The sequence below is a fragment of the Photorhabdus sp. S10-54 genome (assembly GCF_963878145.1).
Lineage (GTDB): Bacteria > Pseudomonadota > Gammaproteobacteria > Enterobacterales > Enterobacteriaceae > Photorhabdus > Photorhabdus kayaii.
This window is the reverse complement of the sequence record NZ_CAWNXG010000113.1, coordinates 1-2,392: the sequence shown is the minus strand read 5'-3', so window position 1 is coordinate 2,392 and position 2,392 is coordinate 1. Positions and strand designations below refer to the sequence as shown.

3 protein-coding genes are annotated in these 2,392 nt (G+C 40.5%); all 3 read right to left on the bottom strand.

Translation table 11 applies throughout. The annotated features are described in order from the left end of the window. Positions 1 to 70 precede the first annotated feature (70 nt). Genes AACQ83_RS23835 through AACQ83_RS23825 form a run of 3 tightly spaced genes read right to left on the bottom strand, consistent with a single transcriptional unit; the run spans position 71 to position 2,138 of the window. A complete protein-coding gene (locus AACQ83_RS23835; protein WP_112879868.1) occupies positions 71 to 811 on the bottom strand; it encodes a hypothetical protein in 741 nt (246 codons plus the stop codon). Next, entirely contained in the window at positions 804 to 1,247 is a 444-nt protein-coding gene (locus AACQ83_RS23830; protein WP_112879867.1) for a zinc-finger-containing protein, read from the bottom strand. Before AACQ83_RS23830 ends, AACQ83_RS23835 begins: the two co-directional genes overlap by 8 nt. Before the next feature lie 48 nt (positions 1,248 to 1,295). Further along, entirely contained in the window at positions 1,296 to 2,138 is an 843-nt protein-coding gene (locus AACQ83_RS23825; RefSeq protein ID WP_112879866.1) for a phosphoadenosine phosphosulfate reductase domain-containing protein, read from the bottom strand. Positions 2,139 to 2,392: the final 254 nt, after the last annotated feature.

Here is a 2,392-nt window from a genome sequence, read left to right as displayed (position 1 = left end):
TCACATTTCGCTGTTCTTGCTAATTCGTGACATGCAGATATTAAAGACTCTGTATTTTTAGTCATGATTGTTACCTTTTTTCAATAATCTTGAATTCAATTACCCAGACACGCTTATTGTCAAATGAATTAAAGCCGTAGATTGATTCCCATAGCAGTTTAAAGCGCTTTTTTGCTGTGTCGCATTCTCTACAATCAACGTAATAAACACCGTTCGCATATGCTGCGTATGTTTGATCTCCTTGGCACTTTTGGCAGGGCCAGAGTCTTGGTTGCGCATTGAACCCATATTCATCATCTGTATAACAACCCTCCGCTATTGCATCCTCTTCACTGATTTCATTTAGCCTTTCGACACGAATATCTGTGATTTCAAGAGTGATACGACTAGCCCAGCGCGGCATGTGAATTGCCGCTCGCCAACCCTGGCGGAGATTGTCATCAGCATCGTAAAATGATGGATATTGCCCGCAATCAGCACGATAGATACAATTTTCTGGTTTTTGATATGATTCGGGATTTTTGAACAAATCATGTGAATCATTATAATCGACAAATGGGCCTTGAAATGTCTCCCTCACCCACAGCCGATCGCCAGTTTTTCCGAACGGGCATGAAACCCGCCTAGGTTGATGTGTTTCGGCGTCTTTCATCCACCAATAAAAATATCCATCATCGCACAATCTTAATTCTTGTTTGTGACTGATATACTGACGTTTTACTATTCTTCTTGTTTGAGTTTTCCTGCCATCTAAAATAGCACGGACCATCTCTGAGTTGAAAATAATAGGCATTTCTTTCGTCTCATTCATAATTACACCTCAATATTTTTTGCTTGCATATTTCTTTGGCTCTGTAGCATGTATCAATATCGAACCATCCAAAATGGCATTCGCATTTGTTAATTCCAAGCCGTTTTGCTAGCCATTTATACGCATCCGTGCGACTCAATTTCCCGGATTGCCAGATTTCTTCAAAATAACGCTTGCTGGAAAGTCTTGCGTTCCGAGTTGCTTTATCTGCCAAAGTTCCAAGCGGGATATCAGTAAAAGGATGCATACCGACATATGCACAGCAAGACGTACAAATATAAAGCCACGGCCATTTGCTGTATGCTTTGCCAAATATCTTTTCATGATGAGCTATTGTTATGTGACCGCAGCAGTATCGACATCTTACAGGAATTGGTAACGGGTCTTTAACCCGCTGAATTGCCCTGACACTTGGATTCCAAGGTGTTTTTTCCATAGCAATCCTCCAGCCGTTATACGGCAAGTTATTAGTTAATGGAGTGGGTTAGAATAGACTTAGTTGACACTCACATTGAGTCTCATACATTGCAGCATTGATATATTGTTTTTGTGACGGCATGCGAGCGGCTAACTTAGCTCGACTATCGTCAGAAAACATTTGTATGATGCCATCGAATGTGTTTTTGCCGCGGTACATAACGAGATCAGTTCCGTTTCGATTTTCCATTTTTCGCACCTCATTTGAGGACAATATTGTCAGGAACTCAGCGGCTAACTCTGGCTCATCCTTTGCAGCTAATGCGATTTTCTGGATTGACTTTTTGATGCAGAAGCAACAGTTGCCCAAATGTTCATGTATTTGCAGATCGAAAGGTTGCTGGCTCCACCAATCGATAATGCCGTATTTATCAATGTCAGAAATGTTGGCTAGATAACTGGTACGGTCGAGGCACTTTATCCGCCTGGGTTCATCGGTTCGAATGCCAATCCATGTGTGATACGATTTTTTCCCTATATGCTCATCGCAATATTTCTTGAATGGGACGAGTTTCATTCTGTCCGTGCAGAACTCACCACCAACATATGGAGTGCCATATTTTTTCAGCATTGCCCGCCACGGTTCCAAATCATGTTTAATTTCGTCCAGAGTCAAGATTTGATAGCCATTCCCTTTGCCTAACTCTGGATTAATAACAACCCTCAGGCAAACTAAATCAATTTTCCAGCATCGAACTAAATTACGAATAAATTCGTAAGTTTTCGGATGTTCAGCTCCTGTATCCATAAAAATATAGCGGACATCTTCACCTTTTTTTCTGCGCTGTTCCATTAAATACACGAGATAAGCCGATGTTCTGCCGCCTGAAAAACTAACGACATTGATCATTGTGATATCCTGGTGTGAGAAGAATTATCTGGCTAAGATTATGTAGCCTGTGAGATTTGGGTATTCGTCAATGATTTTTTTAATCATTGCGTCCCTCTCTTCTTCTGTAATTCTGCGCCATCTTTCAAAATTGCATGGTAATTGAATGTTTGTTGGAGATGTTGTATTAGGTGGCCCATAAATACAAATATACATATTCATAATTTATTCACTCTTTCAGGATTTCCAATAATAAATACACGATGGGTAAAATC